Raw genomic sequence first — 2,389 nt, 5'->3', positions numbered from 1 at the left:
ATAAAACTCCTTTATAAGAATCCCGATATGATGGATTAATTCTTACCGGATGTAACCCTACACCCTCTATCTTCTCTTCTAATGATGATTTGAAGATTACTTTTTTTAAAACATTATATGCCCCATTACAATCAGCATTTATTAATATACCATCTCCGGATTTATATAGACCTCTTTTAATTCTTTTACCAGAAAAGGTATATTTGTTATCACTATTTTTACTATAAACAGGAACAGGGTCTTTATCAAGAAAACTGGCTTTTGATGTGTAACTTTCTTCTGTAATAATTACATTTAAATCATAAGCCTCTGCTTTATATTTAATCTGTCTTATAAAGGTTTTAAAGGGAATAGAAACAAATTTCTGATTGTTTACTTTTCCCGTATCAATTTCTCTTTTCCAGTCTTTATTATTCCCGATAATTATAGTATCAATCTTATTCTCCAAACAGTAATTTATAATATATCTGCTGCTCTTATGAATATAATCCTCCACTTTACAATTACGTTTTAAATGCAGTTTCTGTAATTTTTTACTCATACCTTTATCTTTGATATAAGACATAAATAGAGACCTTTTCTTATTATAAAATTGATTTACGGATTTTAATATCCTGCCGTTAATAATAATTGGTGTAAGGCCAATATTATTTACTATAGTTGCAAGATTATCAACTCCTAAATCAATGGAAATAATTTTATCCGGTTCCTTAATGCTTTTATGGGGTACATTGATTTTATAAACCACTTCAATATAATAACAGGTTCCTTTAGGTATAATCCTGACCTGCTGTGGATTTGATGTGATTTTAGTCTGAAGTTTCTTTCCTCCGGGGAGTAGAATAAAGCCTTCTCTGAGCTTACACTGCTGATTGGTAAATATTGTAATAAATCTGCCATTTTTTTTCTTATATTTTGGTAATCTGGGTCGTCCTGTATATTTAGAAGGATTATTTTTCCAGTCTCTCACAGAATTAAAGAAAGATTTCCAGTTCTTTTCCTGTAATCGTAAAACCTGTTGAGAACTCTGGGCAGGTAGTGAACGATAATCTAACTGGTTTTCCGATTTTAACTTTTTATCCAGATCATAAAACCTTAACCACCTGCCATTATTGATAAATTCCTGTCTCGTCAGATAATTGGAGTAATTATATAAATTCTTTGACTTAAAACAAATATGGTCACAATACTCATATAAATAATGAGATGCTTTAATTATGTGACGTTCTACTCTTGGAGCTAACAGGGTGCATTCCCAGAATGCAGAGAAATATATACCTAACATATGTTCTATAGTAGTTAAAACTTTTATTGTACTTGATTTTTGCCCTTTAACATAGAAAAGTTGCCCTGAAAAACTTGAATGAAGCTTTTCATTGTTCTGTAAGGCTTCTATGTTAGCTTCGACAAATTGGGAATGGCCCGGAACCAGCATAACTATTCCTCTTCTTCTATTAATTCCTTTATTTTCCTGGCTTTTCTTGAACTATATAATTTCATTGAATAGGAGTGTAACAAACTTACTATCTCTTCAAATATTTCCTGACTGTCTAATTTCTTATTTCCAACTTCTGATATTACATGTATTTCCGTATTATATTTATCAAACCAGTATTTAAATAATTCAAATCCTACACGACTTAATCTGTCTTTATATGTAATAATAACTTTATTTACTTTGTTATTTGTAACTTCATCCAGTAACTCAAAAAAACCTTTCCTTTTCTCAAAAGAAATTCCACTGGCTATGTCCGAATAAATACCATGAATTTGTATTCCACTTGAAAAACAATACTGTTTTAACAACTCTATTTGATTTTCTAAATCTTTCTTCTGTTTTGACGTAGATACACGGGCATAGAGGTAATTTTGTCTATTAATGTCTTTTGTTAAAAATTTATAGACACTTTCTTTATCGTAATCATAAAAGCCATTTGGAAGAACTCTTATTTTAATTAATCCGCTTTTGACATACTTCGTTAATGTTGGTCTTGATATTCTTAATAATTTTAAAACTTCGTGGGCTTTCAACTTTATTCACCTCAATACTATTATAGTGAATATTTTCATGTTGTAAATAGTTTTTAACAAAAATTTGAATTGTTTTAATTATTATTCATTTATTTCATAGTCATATTTTTTTAAGGCTTCCTGAAAAGCATCAAATTTCTTCAAATCATCAGTCCGTGTTTTTTGCAATTCTTCTGTAGATTTGCATAAAGCTATATAGTTTTTAGAGAGAATGGAAATAAGTTTTTTCATATCTATCTGTTCGTTCTGTATTTCTTTTATTATATCACCCTTTTCTTATAACATAACATTTAACTTAATAAAGAATAAATTTCTATAATGCTTTCTTATACACCCCCCAGTAGCTGCGTATATTCAC

Annotated in this window: 3 protein-coding genes; all 3 read right to left on the bottom strand. The window is 29.3% G+C overall.

The features are described from left to right. Positions 1-1,285, bottom strand: a 1,285-nt coding sequence (locus tag AB1349_13710; GenBank protein MEW6558382.1) for a transposase, incomplete at its 3' end; no start/stop codon positions are given. 152 nt (positions 1,286-1,437) lie between these two features. After that, complete coding sequence (locus AB1349_13705; GenBank protein ID MEW6558381.1) at positions 1,438-2,031, bottom strand: IS607 family transposase; 594 nt, start codon at positions 2,029-2,031, stop codon at positions 1,438-1,440. A gap of 81 nt (positions 2,032-2,112) precedes the next feature. Next, positions 2,113-2,262: a hypothetical protein gene (locus tag AB1349_13700; protein ID MEW6558380.1), complete on the bottom strand. Its 150-nt coding sequence runs from the start codon at positions 2,260-2,262 to the stop codon at positions 2,113-2,115. Positions 2,263-2,389 lie beyond the last annotated feature (127 nt).

This window comes from Elusimicrobiota bacterium, from assembly GCA_040757695.1.
Taxonomy (GTDB): domain Bacteria; phylum Elusimicrobiota; class UBA8919; order UBA8919; family UBA8919; genus JBFLWK01.
This window is presented reverse-complemented; position numbering and strand designations above follow the sequence as displayed.